This is a genomic window from Neisseria sp. P0009.S007 (assembly GCF_051962515.1).
In genome coordinates this window covers 1-2,976 of record NZ_JBQCVF010000179.1, presented here as the reverse complement: position 1 = coordinate 2,976, position 2,976 = coordinate 1, and the positions used below count along the sequence as shown (strand labels likewise).

At 46.7% G+C, this 2,976-nt stretch carries 2 protein-coding genes; one reads left to right on the top strand and one right to left on the bottom strand.

Annotated features, from left to right (window positions below):
- Positions 1-61 precede the first annotated feature (61 nt).
- Positions 62-889 carry an S-formylglutathione hydrolase gene (gene fghA, locus ACTHS3_RS11180; RefSeq protein WP_049336824.1) on the top strand — a complete coding sequence of 276 codons (828 nt, stop codon included), beginning with the start codon at positions 62-64 and terminating at the stop codon, positions 887-889.
- 152 nt (positions 890-1,041) lie between these two features.
- On the opposite strand, the gene rtcR is transcribed toward fghA, so the two are convergent.
- Positions 1,042-2,670: an RNA repair transcriptional activator RtcR gene (rtcR, locus tag ACTHS3_RS11175; protein ID WP_004520021.1), complete on the bottom strand. Its 1,629-nt coding sequence runs from the start codon at positions 2,668-2,670 to the stop codon at positions 1,042-1,044.
- Between the last annotated feature and the right edge of the window lie 306 nt (positions 2,671-2,976).

The following is a 2,976-nucleotide window of genomic DNA, read 5'->3' as shown; positions in this document are numbered from 1 at the left end:
CCTTTGAGTTAATGCATGAAGGTAAATCGATCCGCGCTGTTATTCATTACTAAGGTACGCGATGAAACTGATTGAACAACATCAAATTTTTGGTGGTTCGCAACAAGTGTGGGCACACCATGCCCAAACGCTGCAATGCGAAATGAAATTTGCCGTCTATTTGCCGGATAATCCGGAGAATCGACCGCTTGGTGTGATTTATTGGCTTTCCGGCTTAACGTGTACGGAACAAAATTTCATTACCAAATCAGGCTTTCAGCGTTACGCGGCAGAACATCAAGTAATTGTGGTTGCTCCCGATACCAGCCCTCGCGGAGAGCAAGTGCCGAACGATAATGCTTACGATTTAGGGCAGGGTGCGGGCTTTTATCTTAATGCGACCGAGCAGCCTTGGGCGACGAATTATCAAATGTATGATTATATTTTGAATGAGTTGCCTAGTCTGATTGAGGAAAATTTCCCTACCAACGGCAAACGTTCGATTATGGGACATTCAATGGGCGGACATGGCGCATTGGTATTGGCGCTGCGAAACCAAGAACGTTATCAAAGTGTTTCTGCCTTTTCGCCCATTTTATCGCCTAGCCTCGTGCCTTGGGGAGAAAAAGCCTTTTCTGCCTATTTAGGAAAAGATCGCGAAAAATGGCAGCAATATGATGCCAGCTCACTCATTCAACAAGGCTATAAAGTACAAGGTATGCGCATTGATCAGGGCTTGGAAGATGAGTTTTTGCCAACACAATTACGTACCGAAGATTTTATTGAAACCTGTCGTGCGGCAAATCAACCAGTCGATGTGCGCTTCCACAAAGGCTATGATCATAGCTATTACTTCATCGCCAGTTTTGTTGGCGAGCATATTGCCTATCATGCGGCATTTTTGAAGTAAACCAAAGAAGTGATTCGTGAATCGACCAAACGTTGGTATGAACGTTAATTTTTTATGTTAACGAAAATAAAAAGGCATCAGATTGATGCCTTTTGTTTTTTATAAATGATAAAAAATAATGCTCTCAAAATGAACTAGTCTGCCCACTCTATTTAAATATCCCCCCATTCCAGTCCAAACCGTTGCAAATACTTTCTCAGTCGATCGCTGTCATTGACTTTTGCCCTTTCTGTTCGGGAGACGTTGAACAATGCACGGCCGGCGGCGGCCATGTTGGGATGTTTGCGGCATTCGTCGATAACGTGTTGCAGTTGTAGTTTGTCGAATAAATCCAATGTGTCCCAATCGATTTTATCGGGGTAGTCTTGTGCTTTTTCAGACGGCCTGTTATGTAGGAGGCCGTCTGAAAAGGGTTCTTCCGACCATAACCATTTGAGGCGTTCGATTTCGGCTTGGACTTGTTCTACTTGTATCCTGCCTTGCGGCGCGAGTGTGGCCAGGCGCATGATGCTGGCGGCGAGGTCGCGGAAGTTGCCGCGCCATGGTGCTTGGTTGGAGTGGGCGAAGTCGAGGTAGGTGGCCAGGGCTTCTTTGTTGAAGCGGGTGGTTCGGCCGAGTTCTTGCGAGGCTAAGGCGAGCTGGTGTTCGACGTTGGGCTCGATGTCTTCGCGACGGTTGGCGAGTGCAGGTAGTGGGTAATTCCAGATATTAATGCGGGCGAACAGGTCTTCGCGGAAGCGTCCGGCGCGGATTTCGTGGCGTAGGTCGCGGTTGGTGCCGGCGATAAGTTGGAAGTCGCTTTTGACTTCGCTGTCGCTGCCGACGGGATAAAAGTGTTTTTCTTCAATGGCTTTGAGCAACATAGCTTGCTCGTCCAAGCCCAATTCGCCAATTTCATCTAAAAACAATACACCGCCGTCGGCGGTTTTCAAATAGCCTTCACGCTTTTCTGCAGCACCGGTAAAGGCGCCTTTTTTGTGGCCGAACAGGGCAGATGCTGCGCCGTCGCCGCGAAGGGTGGCGCAGTTTACATCGACAAATGTGCCTTTAATCAGATGGCGCGCTTTTTTCAATTCAAAAATCCTGCGTGCCAGCATGGATTTACCTGCGCCTGTCGGGCCGGAAAGCAGAATGGGGGAAGGAGAGTTGAGTGCGACTTGTTCAATTTCGGCAATCATGCGGTTGAAGGCGGCGTTTTGGGTAGAAATGCCGCTTTTCAGGTAGCGCACTGCGTCATCGCGCACGGCGGCGAGGCGTTCGGCCAGCACGTCGTAACGCGCCAAGTCCAAATCGATGATTTCATAACTACCGACATTGCCGTCCTCCATACTGCGTCTTTGATTTTTGGGCGGAGCGGTTTGCAACAGTACGCCGGGGATTTGACGTGATTCCACCAATAAAAACAGGCAGATTTGGGCAACGTGTGTACCTGTCGTGATGTGGGTGAGATAGGTTTCTTCTTCTGTATCAAATGGATAGTTTGCTGCCCAATCGTGCAGTTTGGTATAAACCTCGGAGAAATCCCACGGGTTTGCCAGCTCCATAGGCACGAGATTGACGACTGTGTGCGGCGATACTTGCTGAATATCGGCTTTTACATGATCCGCCAGTTCGCGGTATTTCTCCGCATAAAACAGCTCCATACGGTCGAGATGAAAATCTTGACGCTGATTCATGGCGACGTTTGGCCGCCATTTCAACCAACGGCCCTGACCGAAACCTTTGTCCAGCACTGTACCAAGAAAGCTGACGGCGACTTGTTTTTTGGGGATGGTATTCATGTTTCAGAGGGTCTTTAAATTATTTTTCCAGGACAAATTTTCCGTTTACTTAGCCGCAAGTGTTTGTCCAAATCATCGAATCGCATCATATATCCTTGTATATTTTATTTTCTATATAACTATCTATAAATATATTTTTTAGTATTATACGCTATTTGGCGATAAAAGCCACTTTAAAATATATTTTCTTTATATTCAATTAATTAAAAATTATTTTTATAAAAATTTTATTCTTGGCACGCTGTTGGCTATGTTGTGAATGTAACGATACAGCAGATGCTTCGGGAAATACAGTTACCGGAGAAA